Annotated in this window: 14 protein-coding genes and 1 pseudogene; 9 read left to right on the forward strand and 6 right to left on the reverse strand. The window is 52.5% G+C overall.

Annotation, left to right across the window (positions count from 1 at the left end):
- Nucleotides 1-75: 75 nt before the first annotated feature.
- On the forward strand, nt 76-957 hold the full coding sequence (gene htpX, locus M8370_RS04590; protein ID WP_013096120.1) for a protease HtpX: 882 nt from the start codon (nt 76-78) through the stop codon (nt 955-957).
- A 50-nt stretch (nt 958-1,007) separates the two neighbouring features.
- Here the strand turns inward: htpX and M8370_RS04595 are convergent, their stop codons facing one another.
- Nucleotides 1,008-2,381, reverse strand: a complete 1,374-nt coding sequence (locus tag M8370_RS04595) for an MFS transporter (RefSeq protein ID WP_058684086.1) — start codon at nt 2,379-2,381, stop codon at nt 1,008-1,010.
- 178 nt (nt 2,382-2,559) lie between these two features.
- On the opposite strand from M8370_RS04595, the gene kdgR reads away from it, so the two are divergent.
- Entirely contained in the window at nt 2,560-3,351 is a 792-nt protein-coding gene (kdgR, locus tag M8370_RS04600) for a DNA-binding transcriptional regulator KdgR (protein ID WP_013096122.1), read from the forward strand.
- A 67-nt stretch (nt 3,352-3,418) separates the two neighbouring features.
- Here kdgR and M8370_RS04605 read toward each other — a convergent pair whose 3' ends face one another.
- Nucleotides 3,419-3,658, reverse strand: coding sequence for a YobH family protein (locus M8370_RS04605; protein WP_013096123.1), 240 nt, complete (start codon nt 3,656-3,658; stop codon nt 3,419-3,421).
- Nucleotides 3,659-3,817: 159 nt separating this feature from the next.
- On the opposite strand from M8370_RS04605, the gene mgrB reads away from it, so the two are divergent.
- The 7 genes and pseudogenes from mgrB (at nt 3,818) to rlmA (ending at nt 9,052) form a co-directional block, all read left to right on the forward strand.
- Nucleotides 3,818-3,961 (forward strand): PhoP/PhoQ regulatory lipoprotein MgrB, encoded by a 144-nt coding sequence (gene mgrB, locus M8370_RS04610; protein ID WP_013096124.1) that lies wholly within the window; start codon nt 3,818-3,820, stop codon nt 3,959-3,961.
- 74 nt (nt 3,962-4,035) lie between these two features.
- Nucleotides 4,036-4,326, forward strand: a complete 291-nt coding sequence (locus M8370_RS04615) for a YebO family protein (protein ID WP_023620462.1) — start codon at nt 4,036-4,038, stop codon at nt 4,324-4,326.
- A gap of 23 nt (nt 4,327-4,349) precedes the next feature.
- Nucleotides 4,350-5,339 carry an MBL fold metallo-hydrolase gene (locus M8370_RS04620; RefSeq protein WP_013096126.1) on the forward strand — a complete coding sequence of 330 codons (990 nt, stop codon included), beginning with the start codon at nt 4,350-4,352 and terminating at the stop codon, nt 5,337-5,339.
- Nucleotides 5,340-5,864: 525 nt separating this feature from the next.
- A pseudogene (locus M8370_RS04625) lies at nt 5,865-6,009 on the forward strand (DUF2627 domain-containing protein).
- A gap of 12 nt (nt 6,010-6,021) precedes the next feature.
- On the forward strand, nt 6,022-6,231 hold the full coding sequence (cspE, locus tag M8370_RS04630) for a transcription antiterminator/RNA stability regulator CspE (RefSeq protein ID WP_001062678.1): 210 nt from the start codon (nt 6,022-6,024) through the stop codon (nt 6,229-6,231).
- Between the two features lie 231 nt (nt 6,232-6,462).
- Nucleotides 6,463-8,169, forward strand: coding sequence for a peptidoglycan DD-transpeptidase FtsI2/PBP3(PARA) (ftsI2, locus tag M8370_RS04635; RefSeq protein ID WP_072193823.1), 1,707 nt, complete (start codon nt 6,463-6,465; stop codon nt 8,167-8,169).
- A gap of 67 nt (nt 8,170-8,236) precedes the next feature.
- Nucleotides 8,237-9,052, forward strand: a complete 816-nt coding sequence (rlmA, locus tag M8370_RS04640; protein WP_250020556.1) for a 23S rRNA (guanine(745)-N(1))-methyltransferase — start codon at nt 8,237-8,239, stop codon at nt 9,050-9,052.
- Here rlmA and mntP read toward each other — a convergent pair.
- From mntP to manY, 4 genes are all read right to left on the reverse strand, one after another.
- Nucleotides 9,049-9,615, reverse strand: coding sequence for a manganese efflux pump MntP (gene mntP / locus M8370_RS04645; RefSeq protein ID WP_013096130.1), 567 nt, complete (start codon nt 9,613-9,615; stop codon nt 9,049-9,051). The genes rlmA and mntP overlap by 4 nt on opposite strands.
- A 396-nt stretch (nt 9,616-10,011) precedes the next feature.
- Nucleotides 10,012-10,470, reverse strand: coding sequence for a DUF986 family protein (locus M8370_RS04650; protein WP_013096131.1), 459 nt, complete (start codon nt 10,468-10,470; stop codon nt 10,012-10,014).
- Between the two features lie 54 nt (nt 10,471-10,524).
- Complete coding sequence (locus M8370_RS04655; protein ID WP_006175979.1) at nt 10,525-11,376, reverse strand: PTS mannose transporter subunit IID; 852 nt, start codon at nt 11,374-11,376, stop codon at nt 10,525-10,527.
- Between the two features lie 12 nt (nt 11,377-11,388).
- On the reverse strand, nt 11,389-12,189 hold the full coding sequence (gene manY / locus M8370_RS04660; RefSeq protein WP_003859914.1) for a PTS mannose transporter subunit IIC: 801 nt from the start codon (nt 12,187-12,189) through the stop codon (nt 11,389-11,391).
- Nucleotides 12,190-12,200 lie beyond the last annotated feature (11 nt).

Genomic DNA, 12,200 nt, shown 5'->3' on the forward strand with positions numbered 1-12,200 from the left:
GAAAATAGCCACAATACCCATACGATGTGGGTAATCGCATAGTGCGTTTTGTTAAACTGAGGTTAAAAGAAAATTATGATGCGAATCGCGCTCTTCCTGCTCACCAACCTGGCGGTAATGGTGGTATTCGGGCTGGTGCTAAGCCTGACAGGAATTCAGTCGAGTAGCGTTCAGGGTCTGTTGATTATGGCGCTGCTGTTTGGTTTTGGTGGCTCTTTTATTTCACTTCTGATGTCGAAGTGGATGGCGCTGAAATCGGTAGGTGGTGAGGTCATTGAACAGCCGCGCAACGATATGGAGCAGTGGCTGATGAATACGGTGGCGCAGCAAGCTAAGCAGGCGGGGATCGCCATGCCACAGGTTGCCATTTACCATGCGCCGGACATCAATGCCTTTGCTACGGGTGCCCGTCGCGATGCGTCGCTGGTTGCCGTAAGTACCGGGCTGCTGCAGAACATGAGCCGTGACGAAGCCGAAGCGGTTATCGCGCACGAAATCAGCCATATTGCGAACGGTGACATGGTAACCATGACGCTGATTCAGGGCGTGGTGAACACCTTTGTGATCTTTATTTCCCGTATTCTGGCGCAGATTGCCGCTGGCTTTATGGGTGGAAACCGCGATGAAGGTGAAGAGAGCAACGGTAACCCGCTGATCTACTTCGCGGTATCAATGGTTCTGGAACTGGTGTTCGGCATTCTGGCCAGCATCATCACCATGTGGTTCTCCCGTCACCGTGAATTCCATGCGGATGCCGGCTCTGCGAAACTGGTTGGTCGTGAGAAGATGATTGCTGCCCTGCAGCGTCTGAAAACCAGCTACGAGCCGCAGGAAGCAAACAGCATGATGGCATTCTGCATTAACGGTAAATCAAAATCGTTGAGCGAGCTGTTTATGTCTCACCCGCCGCTGGATAAACGTATTGAAGCGCTGCGCAGTGGGGAATACCTGAAGTAACGCTGAAGATGCAGTCTGAGCCGGGCGGAGGAAACTCCGCCCGGCTTTTTTTATGCCTGTACGCTGGGCTGCGTGACGCGCAGGCCGCTGACGATCGCGGCAAGGGTAGCAAGGGCGCCTGCGGTGAGGAGCGCAAGGTGATTACCATTCTGCCCGGCAAGGTTGAACATCAGGGCGACCAGTGCCGCACCGGTGCTTTGCCCCAGCAGGCGCGCGGTACCCAACATGCCACTGGCTCCTCCACTGCGATGGCGCGGTGCGGAGGTGATAATGGTGTGGTTGTTCGGCGACTGGAACAGGCCAAAACCGGCACCGCAGAGGATCATGCGCCAGATAATATCCAGATCCGTAGGTTGCGAGGGAAGCAGCGCCAGCGCAAACAGACCCACCGCCATGACCGCCAGCCCCAGCGCGCCCAGTAATCCGGCATGCACGCGCTCTATGAGATAACCTGCCAGCGGTGCCATCACCATCGTCGCCAGCGGCCATGGGGTGAGCAGCAGTCCGGTCTCTACTTCCGAACGTCCTATTACGCTCTGCAGGAAAAAGGGCAGAGAGACGAGGGCGAGCATCTGGGCGCAGAACGAACAGATGGAGGTGCATATTGAGAGCGAAAAAAGCGGAATACGCAGCAGATCCACCGGCAGTAACGGCACAGGCAAAGCGAGCTGACGGCGAACAAAGAAGTAGCCAATGATCAGCAGAGCAGCAACCTCAGCGACGGTCAGCAGGAGTGATTGACCCTGCGCAAAGCCGCTCAGGGCCGTAATCAACAGGCCAAAGGTCAGCGCATTCATCACCGCACTGGCGATATCAAAACGAGGCATGGTGCTTTTGGGGCCGTTCCCCGGCAGATAGCGCAGGGCAAAGAAAATGGCCACCATACCCAGCGGCACATTGATGGCGAACAACCATTGCCATGAGGCGACAGACAGTATAGCCGCCGCAATGGTGGGCCCGGCGGCCGAGGATACCGCCACAATAAAGGAGTTTATTCCCATTCCGCGCCCCAAATGGCGCTGAGGATAAATTAAGCGAATCAACGCGGTATTCACGCTCATCAACGCCGCGCCGCCAAAACCCTGCGCAATGCGGGCCAGCGTCAGCATATGCAGCGAATCAGAGAGGGCGCAGAACAGGGAGGTTAAGGTAAACACAGCCAGACCGCACTGATATACCCGCCGGTAGCCAAACATATCGCCCAGAAACGAGAACGAGAGCAGTGAAATCACGATCGCTATCTGATAAGCGTTAACAATCCAGATTGAGCTGGCGGGTGAGGCATGCAGATCGCTGGCAATGGTGGGCAGGGCAACATTGGCAATCGCGCCGTCGAGTACGGCCATTGAAATACCGATGATAATCGTAGCGATAGCGCCATACCGCTGGGGTAAAGGCAGGCCATCGGACAGTTTTTTTTCCATGTGGGATGAATAGCTCAGTGTGAAATTATTCTCAGGGTAACTATTTTAGCACTGTTACAACCGCTTTATGTCGCAGATTTGTAACGAAGTAAACGCGGATTGATTGCAGCAGGCATGACGGGAATTTATAATAAAAACCGGTTCTGATTTTTATAAAACACTCTCTATGAGGTGATGAATGGCAATTGCAGATTTGGATAAACAACCCGATTCTGTTTCTTCCGTGCTGAAGGTGTTTGGCATCCTGCAGGCGCTCGGAGAAGAGCGTGAAATTGGTATTACAGAATTGTCGCAGCGTGTGATGATGTCGAAAAGCACCGTTTATCGCTTTTTGCAAACCATGAAGTCACTGGGGTATGTCGCGCAGGAAGGCGAGTCTGAAAAATATTCTCTGACGCTGAAACTGTTCGAATTAGGTGCCCGTGCGCTGCAAAACGTTGACCTGGTGCGTAGTGCAGATATCCAGATGCGTGAGCTCTCTCGTCTGACCAAAGAAACCATTCACCTGGGTGCTCTGGATGAAGACAGCATTGTTTACATCCATAAAATTGACTCTATGTATAACCTGCGCATGTACTCTCGCATCGGGCGTCGCAATCCGTTATACAGCACGGCTATCGGCAAAGTTCTGCTGGCCTGGCGCGACCGTGAAGAAGTGAAGCAGATTCTGGATGGGGTGGAGTACAAACGCAGTACCCAGCGTACCATCACCAGCACGGACGAACTGCTGACGGTGCTTGATAAGGTACGTGAGCAGGGCTATGGCGAAGATAACGAAGAGCAGGAAGAAGGGCTGCGCTGCATTGGTGTGCCGGTATTTGACCGCTTTGGTGTGGTGATTGCGGGTCTGAGTATCTCCTTCCCGACGCTGCGCTTCTCAGAAGAACGTCTGCATGAGTATGTTGCTATTCTTCATACCGCCGCGCGTAAGATTTCTGAGCAGATGGGCTATAACGCGTATCCGTTTTAACCCCCTCTCAGAATAAAAAAACGCCGCAGACATTGCGGCGTTTTTTATCGGTCGTAAAAAAGGGTAATTAACCGTTATCAATGACGACAGAAGTTTTACGCAGAACCGGGCAGTTGGTTAAACCGATGATCCCGCTATCAGAATGCAGGTACTGGGCGGTGCTCATTCCCTGGGCGGTCAGGTATTTACACTGGATACCTAATCCAGCTGCGTTTTCGGTGCTCCCCACAAGCACGCCATATCCGGTTAATAAAAGGCCAATCCATACTACGGCCAGTGCAATAATTGTTCGAATGATTAAATGCATCATTGCCTCTTTATCTTTGTTGTCATGCCTCAAGACTAAACGGTTTACTCTATGAAACAAGTGCATGATTCTGAAAAGGGCTTACAGGCGTTACAGTTAGTCCTTGTTTAAGATAACCGTGATAACCTGTATGCAACAGGTGTTAAGACGGAGTGTGGAGTGAAAAAAATACGCTGGGTAATTCTGGTTATCGTGCTGATTGCATGCGTGGTGTTGTGGACGCAGACGATCAATGTGATGTGCGATCAGGATGTACAGTTTTTTAGCGGCGTTTGCGCAATCAATAAGTTTATTCCGTGGTAACAGGCATTTTTTCTTAAGGTGATTTCCTTCCTTCGCGCCAGTGGTAAAATGCGTGTTTTTATTGAGGTGGTGAAATGGGTGAGTTACTGAATTCAGGGCTGCTGAATATGGCATCCTTGATGGTTTCTGTCGTTGTTTTGCTGGTGGGACTTGTCATCTGGTTTTTCGTGAACCGTGCGAGCTCCCGGACGAACGAGCAGATCGAACTGCTGGAAGCGCTGCTCGATCAGCAAAAGCGTCAGAATGCGCTGTTACGCCGTCTGTGTGAGGCTAACGAACCGGAAGAGAAAGAAACGGCGAAAGAGGCGGCTGCGGAAGAGAGCGACGACAAAGACGACTTTATCCGTCTGGTGGCAGAGCGTTAATCTTTCTGACCTGGGAGGTGGTTGTGGTCTGGAAAAATCCCTGGTATGACGCCTCCCTGAAGCATCACACGCCGAACGGTTTTCAGAATACCTGTCCCGTTGGGCATCAGCCCGGCGACCTTGAGCGCTGGCGTAAAGCGCGTAAAGAAGCCGGTTTGCCCAAACCTCCTGCGCTCGGTTATGACGACTTTATCCGCCAGTGGTGGCAGCCCGTGTCGCTTAATCAACCTCATGAAGATGGGGTATGGTGGCTGGGGCATGCGAGTATGCTGCTGCAAATGGACGGCAATACTCTTCTCACCGACCCGGTGTTTTCCCGACGCGCCTCTCCCGTACCGTTCCTGGGGCCCCTGCGCAGAACGCCTCCCGCTCTCTCTGTGGAACAACTCACGCAGCTTGATGCAGTGGTTATCTCTCACAATCATTACGATCACCTTGATGACGCGACCATTCGCCGTATCCTGAAGCGCTTTCCCGACGTCAGTTTCTTCGTGCCGTTAGGACTTGCACAGTGGTTTCGCCGCCGGGGAGCAAGGCGCATCGTTGAACTCGACTGGTGGCAGAGTATCACTTGGCAGGGGATAACCCTGACCGCCGTTCCGGCACAGCACTGGAGCATGCGAACATTCTGGAACCGCAATCGCTCTCTGTGGTGTGGCTGGGTCTTTGAGGGGCGACACCGCCGTTTCTGGTTTAGCGGCGATACGGGCTACTCTCCGGAGCTGCTTTTGATCCCGGAACGATTGGGCAAAATCGACGCCGCCGCGTTGCCAATTGGCGCCTATGCACCAAGATGGTTCATGGCGGTACACCATATGGATCCGCAATCTGCCGTCGCATTGTGGCAGCAGCTGGGAAGTCCCTTAGCTTTTCCCATTCACTGGGGCGTGTTTGAACTGGCGGATGAATCACTGGATGAACCTGTCAGAGAGTTAACTGACGCGCTTGTTAATTTAGCACCGGTTAATAATTCCTTCAGGATACTGAAAATTGGTGAATATTTATCCTTGTAAGCGAAGCGATGATTTGTTGCATATATTCTACTATTGAAGCCACTGTCTAATGTTTTATTTTTATCGAAACGTTTTGCTTGCCTTCTTTTGAGGCAGAGTCATAAAAATTTCATTATTTTGGTGCATAACATTTTTATTATCTGGTGATTTTTAACACAGTTTGGCCGGGCTTATTAGCTGTGTATTTTCTTTGTAACAATACAGTTGCGTTACAATGATTTGAGCATAACTTTTCACAAAATGTTCTAAATCAATCACTGTTTCCGGCTTTCTTTCGTGGGTTGCTGGACGCATTGTAATGATTGAGCTATGTTAAAAAAGTCTTTGATTACAGCGGGTGTGAAAGCGACGTTGAGTCTGTATAAGGACGAGGACTGGTTTGTATGCGGTAAGCATAAATGTGCAAATCCTTACAGGCTGTGTTCGAATTTGTGCGGCGGATCGAGACATGTTTAAAAATGGCTTGCCATATTAAACATAGTGTGTGATAACACGTTTTGGGTCAAACGAGGTACAGTTCTGTTTATGTGTGGCATTTTCAGTAAAGAAGTCCTGAGTAAACACGTTGTCGTTGAATACCGCTTCTCTGCCGAACCTTATATTAGTGCCTCAAGCAGTAATGTCTCAGTTTTATCTCAGTCAATGCCTGCGGGCTAAGAAAACACTCTAAGGAATTTTGCAAATGGCAAAGATTAAAGGTCAAGTTAAGTGGTTCAACGAGTCTAAAGGTTTTGGTTTCATTACTCCTGCTGACGGCAGCAAAGATGTGTTCGTACACTTCTCTGCAATCCAGGGTAACGGCTTCAAAACTCTGGCTGAAGGCCAGAACGTTGAGTTCGAAATTCAGGACGGCCAGAAAGGCCCAGCTGCAGTTAACGTAACTGCTATCTGATCGAACCGCTGCTGACTGAAGCGCGTAGCACTTCAATCTCAGACATAAAGCCTCGCAAACGCGGGGCTTTTTTATATGCCTTATCTTTCAAAATATTACCATCCCTGTCTCTGTTAGTAACTTGTTGCAAAGCTACGAGATTATTAGCACTGTTTTCCCCCCTCCACAGCGGCTTTTCCCGTTAAATCAGGGCGTTGTTCAACAGCCCCTGGGGTTCAGGTGAAGAAGAAAATGATACCGAGTGCCGGCAGTTTCACCCCGGCACGTTTTGCTCTGCTCTGTTTTGCTATTTTTTGCAGCCTGGCATTTTTACTGGGACGCGTTGCCTGGCTGCAGATTATTAAACCTGACAATCTGGTAAAACAGGAAGATATGCGATCGCTGCGTGAGGTGGCGATTGATGCACCGCGTGGCATGATCATGGATCGTGAAGGCCGTCCGCTGGCGGTGAGTGTGCCCGTCAGGGCCGTCTGGGCCGATCCCAAAACGGTGCTGGCAAAAGGTGGGGTTGGGTTTGATGACCGCTGGCAGGCGCTGGCCAGCGCGCTGCATCTCTCCCTCAGCACGCTGGCATCGCGCATTAACAGTAATCCGCAGGGGCGCTTCATTTACCTTGCCCGTCAGGTGGATCCTGCTCAGGCGCAGTGGATCGATAAACTCAATTTGCCGGGCATCAACCTGCGCGATGAGTCCCGGCGTTTTTATCCGGCAGGCCATGTGGCCGCAAACCTTATCGGTTTTACCAATATTGATGGCCAGGGGATTGAAGGCGTAGAGAAGAGCTTCAACGCGCAGCTGATGGGGAAGGCTGGGGTCCGACAGGTGAGGGAGGACCGCTATGGACGCGTGGTGGAAAACCTGACCGAAGTGGCGCCCGTTCCTGCGCATAATATCCAGTTGAGCATTGACGAGCGGCTGCAAACCATCACCGAGGACGCGCTTGATAATGCGGTTGCCTGGAATAAAGCCGAGTCGGGTGCATCGGTCCTGATCAATATCCCCACAGGGGAAATACTCGCCATGGCGAGCTATCCCGATTTCAACCCGAACAACCGTGAAGGTGCAACGTTAAACGATTTTCGTAATCGTGCCATTAGCGATACCTTCGAACCCGGCTCCACCGTTAAGCCGCTGGTTCTGATGACGGCATTGCAGCAGGGGCTGGTGCAACCGGACAGCGTCATTGATACCCATCCGTATACTCTTGACGGTCACCGTATCCGTGATGTGGGTTACTATCCGGAACTGACGATGACCGGGATCCTGCAAAAATCGAGCGACACCGGTGTTTCCCGTCTCTCTCTGGCGATGCCCATCCAGCATCTTATCGATACCTACCGGAACTTTGGCTTTGGCACCAATACCGGGCTGGGCTTAACGGGCGAAAGCTCAGGATTACTGCCGCAGCGTAAATTCTGGAGTCAACTCGACAGGGCAACCTTTGCCTTCGGCTACGGCCTGATGGTGACGCCCCTTCAGCTGGCCCATGTCTACGCCACCATTGGCGGGTATGGGCTTGAGCGTCCGCTCTCGATCACCCGTATCGATCCGCCGGTGATAGGCCACAGAGTCATGCCAGAAGAGATTGCCCATGAAGTGGAACACATGATGGAAAGCGTGGCGCTTCCGGGCGGTGGAGGAGTGAAGGCCGCCGTACGGGATTACCGGGTGGCGGTCAAAACCGGTACGGCGAAAAAGATTGATGACAGTGGCAAGTACGTCGATAAGTATGTCGCCTATACCGCAGGCGTTGCGCCTGCCAGCGACCCACGTTTTGCGCTGGTGGTAGTCATAAACGATCCGCAGAACGGTGCCTATTATGGTGGTGCCGTTTCAGCGCCCGTTTTCAGTGAGATCATGGGGAATGTGCTGCGCCTGGAGAACGTGAAACCGGATGGCTTGCCGGCTGATTCCGGCCACCTTATCGTCATGCGTTAACCCTAGCGTTTTATAACGGGGCGAATAGCGGTACACTTCGCCCTTTGATTTATGCCCCGGAGTTGTCATGCCCTTCAGTTGCCCCCTTTGTCACGCGCGCCTGACGCGTTCTGAGAAAAGTTATGCGTGTCCGCAGGGACATCAGTTTGATATGGCGAAAGAGGGGTATGTGAATCTTCTGCCGGTGCAGCATAAACGCTCCCGCGATCCGGGCGACAGCGCAGAGATGATGCAGGCGCGACGTGCATTTCTGGATGCCGGACATTACAAGCCGCTAAGGGAGAGTGTCGCGCAGCTGCTGGACCACACCCTGACGCAGAGTGCCTCCGATCTGCTGGATATCGGCTGTGGTGAAGGATATTACACCGCAAGGTTTGCCGAGATTGCCGCCGGGAAGGGCGCGCAGACGACGGGTCTGGACGTGTCGAAAGCGGCGATTCGCGCAGCGGCAAAACGCTACGCGGGGGTGATGTTCTGCGTGGCCTCAAGCCACCGGCTGCCGTTTGAAGATGCCAGCATGGATGCCGTTGTGCGTATTTATGCTCCCTGTAAGGCAGAAGAGCTGGCCCGGGTGGTAAAACCCGGCGGGTGGGTGATAACCGTCACGCCTGGACCACGTCATTTGATGGAGCTGAAAGGGCTGATTTATGACGAGGTTCGCCTGCATGCTCCCCATTCAGAACAACTGGCTGGTTTTGTGCTCAGGCAGGAAGAAACCGTAGCGTATGAGATGGATCTGAAAGGGGATGAAGCCGTGGCGTTACTGCAAATGACGCCGTTTGCCTGGCGTGCAAAACCTGCTGTCCGGGTGACGCTGGCTGCACAGGCCACGTTTCGCTGCCAGACGGATTTCAGCATCCACTGCTGGCAGCGCGAAGGTTAACCCGCGAAGTGTGCCCAGAGTATCTGGGCACCAATACCGATTAACACGATCCCGCCCAGGATCTCGGCTCGCTTACCCAGCAGCGGGCCGATAAAACGGCCAACCATCATGCCCAGGGTGGACATAATCAGTGTGGCGCAACCAATGGCCAGCGCGGTGGCAATGATATTCACCTGCAGGAAGGCCAGACCAACACCGACGGCCATCGCGTCAAGGCTGGTGGCAATTGCGGTGGTGACCAGCAGCCAGAAACCGTGGCGGTGCTGAGGCTCTTCATCTTCATCGCTGTTGCCACGGAATCCTTCAATCACCATTCTTCCGCCGAGAAACACCAGCAGCACAAACGCAATCCAGTGGTTCCACTCCAGTACAAACTGGCTGGCCAGCATACCCAGGCCCCAGCCGATAAGCGGCGTCAGGGTTTCGATAGCACCGAAAATCAGACCTGTGCGCAGCGCTTCAGAAAATTTTGGTTTATGGAGTGTGGCACCTTTTCCGATGGAAGCAGCAAAAGCATCCATGGACATGCCGAAAGCGAGAAGAATGGTGGCGGAGATGTTCATACAAGCGTCCAGACCGGGAGATATCCATATGACACATCACTGCCCCCAGTAAACAGCAGTTGATGTATCTATGGTCTCGCCTGACCGTCGCACAATGATGTGCAGAAAACGAACCGTACGCGCCACGTTTTTCAACGAGTATGTTGACACGTACATTTCCTGAGTACAGGAAATTAGCTACTCCCCAACGACGGGCGCAACCTTAACATATTTTGAGAATATAAAACAACAACAGCGGGGGTATTATTTTATTATCTTGTTGATAACGATTTTCATTTAGGTTTATTCGTAAAAATAGCGTTAAAAAATAGGAAGGATAAAAAGAATGGAATATAGCTATGGCTATATTTCGTGAGCAACGTTAACACGGAATATAGCCGATGCTATAAATATAACTTATTGAGTTTTAATGAGTAATTTGTATATCTTTTCCAGGTCATCTATATTTTTGACCCGAATGAGCAGGCGGCGCTGTTCTAATTGCATCACCAGCACCCCGTCTTCAGATAAATTCATCTCTTTAATGCGGTTATATTCTATCCAGACATTGGCAAAGAAGAACCCGTGTTTTTTAAAAATGAGTTTTGGCGAACGGATCCAGAACAGGTAAATCGCCATTAATGCCAGCGCACATAATAACCATGTGGTTAATATTGCACCATGGCTGGTCACGTTATTGTAAATCAGGATGACCACCAGACCGGCGAAGATAAACGCATCAATGCGTCCACGGCGTAAGAGGGGAAGGGTCAGCAGCGTCTCGCCGTGGCGGCGAGGCATAATGAACTCGTCATAGATCGCGTAAGCCAGAAGGGCAACAATAAACAAAACCAGTACGGTGTCCGTGACAGTCATTCATCCTCCAGATAAAAAAACCGGGGGCAAGCCCCCGGCGTATAACATAAAGCTTTACAGGCCCAACAGACCGACAGCGTAGCCCGCGATACCGATGACGAAGAAGCCAACGATGATCCACAGCGGGTTCACTTTCTTACGCAGCAGCCACATACAGGCGAAGGTCAACAGCAGCGGCACCAGGCCAGGCATCAGCTGGTCAAGGATGGTCTGCACGGTGGTCACACGGGTTTGCCCATCCTGTCCGGTGATGGTTGAAACCACCAGCGGGATGTTCACGTGCGTCCACTTGTTAACCAGCGCCCCCATCACAAACAGGCCGAGGATTGACGCCCCCTCTGTCAGTTTTTGCAGGAAGCCGCCGCCCATATCTTTAACGATATCCACCCCTTTACGGTAACCGTACGCCACGCCGTAGTAACGGGTCAGCAGACGCACCGCATTGAACAGGATGAAAAACAGCAGTGGACCGAGCAGGCTGCCGCTCATCGCGATACCCGCGCCCAGCGCTGCAAAGACCGGACGAACGGTACCCCAGAAGATCGGGTCACCTACGCCTGCCAGCGGACCCATCAGACCGACTTTAATACCGTTGATGGCACCATCGTCGATCTCTGCGCCGTTTGCACGCTGCTCTTCCATCGCCAGGGTAACGCCCAGTACCGGTGCCGCTACGTAAGGATGGGTGTTAAAGAATTCCAGGTGACGCTTAATCGCCTGGCGACGTGCTTCGTTGTTCTCCGGGTAGAGGCGTTTGATCGCCGGTACCATGGAGAAGCAGAAGCCCAGGGCCTGCATACGTTCGAAGTTCCATGAACCCTGAAACAGGTTAGAACGGATGAACACGCCACGAATATCACCCGGAGTGAGTTTCTTCTCAGGGGTAGTTTTAGTCATATCAACCATTTCGCTCACCTGTTAGTCCAGTTCGTTATCGAGATCGTTATTACCAGCAGCCTGCGCTGGGGCACCCGCAACGCGGTTATATTTCGGGCTGAGCTGGATGTAGAGAATTGCCATTACCGCACCAATCACACCGAGAGCAACCAGGTTGAAGTTGGTGAACGCCGCGGTTACGAAGCCCAGGTAGAAGAATGGCATCAGGTAGCCTGCGCGCATCATGTTGATGACCATCGCATAACCAACCACCACGATCATACCACCGGCGATGTTCAGACCGCTGGTGACCACTTCAGGGATGGCGTTGAGCATGCCCTGAACTTCGCTGGTGCCTACGGAGATAGCGACGATAACGGCAGGAATAGCGATACGCATCGCCTGCAGGAACAGGGACGAGACGTGGATCCAGGAGAGCGCCGTGAGGTTGCCGTTTTCGGCCGCCTTATCCGCCGCGTGCTGGAAAGCCACGGTGATAGTACGAACGATAATGGTCAGTACCTGGCCTGCGGCAGCCAGCGGAATTGCCAGAGCGATACCGGCACCGATGCTTTGATGACCGGCAATGACCAACACGGTTGAAATAATGGACGCCAGCGCGGCATCGGGCGCAACCGCCGCACCGATGTTCATCCAGCCAAGGGCGATCATTTCCAGGGTACCACCGATGATGATACCGGTTTTCATATCACCGAGAACGGCGCCAATCAACGTACAGGCCACCAGAGGGCGGTGGAACTGAAATTCATCAAGTACGGATTCCATACCCGCAATACACGCGACGATGAACACCAGCACAATCTGAAGAGTGGTAATCTCCATTGTACTTCTCC

The organism is Enterobacter cloacae complex sp. OE43NF (assembly GCF_023544405.1).
In the GTDB taxonomy this organism is placed as follows: domain Bacteria; phylum Pseudomonadota; class Gammaproteobacteria; order Enterobacterales; family Enterobacteriaceae; genus Enterobacter; species Enterobacter cloacae.

Coding starts and splice junctions, on each gene's coding strand:
- htpX (WP_013096120.1), top strand. CDS start 76: ATGATGCGAATCGCGCTCTTCCTGCTCACCAACCTGGCGGTAATGGTG.
- M8370_RS04595 (WP_058684086.1), bottom strand. CDS start 2,381: ATGGAAAAAAAACTGTCCGATGGCCTGCCTTTACCCCAGCGGTATGGC.
- kdgR (WP_013096122.1), top strand. CDS start 2,560: ATGGCAATTGCAGATTTGGATAAACAACCCGATTCTGTTTCTTCCGTG.
- M8370_RS04605 (WP_013096123.1), bottom strand. CDS start 3,658: ATGCATTTAATCATTCGAACAATTATTGCACTGGCCGTAGTATGGATT.
- M8370_RS04615 (WP_023620462.1), top strand. CDS start 4,036: ATGGGTGAGTTACTGAATTCAGGGCTGCTGAATATGGCATCCTTGATG.
- cspE (WP_001062678.1), top strand. CDS start 6,022: ATGGCAAAGATTAAAGGTCAAGTTAAGTGGTTCAACGAGTCTAAAGGT.
- ftsI2 (WP_072193823.1), top strand. CDS start 6,463: ATGATACCGAGTGCCGGCAGTTTCACCCCGGCACGTTTTGCTCTGCTC.
- rlmA (WP_250020556.1), top strand. CDS start 8,237: ATGCCCTTCAGTTGCCCCCTTTGTCACGCGCGCCTGACGCGTTCTGAG.
- mntP (WP_013096130.1), bottom strand. CDS start 9,615: ATGAACATCTCCGCCACCATTCTTCTCGCTTTCGGCATGTCCATGGAT.
- M8370_RS04650 (WP_013096131.1), bottom strand. CDS start 10,470: ATGACTGTCACGGACACCGTACTGGTTTTGTTTATTGTTGCCCTTCTG.
- M8370_RS04655 (WP_006175979.1), bottom strand. CDS start 11,376: ATGGTTGATATGACTAAAACTACCCCTGAGAAGAAACTCACTCCGGGT.
- manY (WP_003859914.1), bottom strand. CDS start 12,189: ATGGAGATTACCACTCTTCAGATTGTGCTGGTGTTCATCGTCGCGTGT.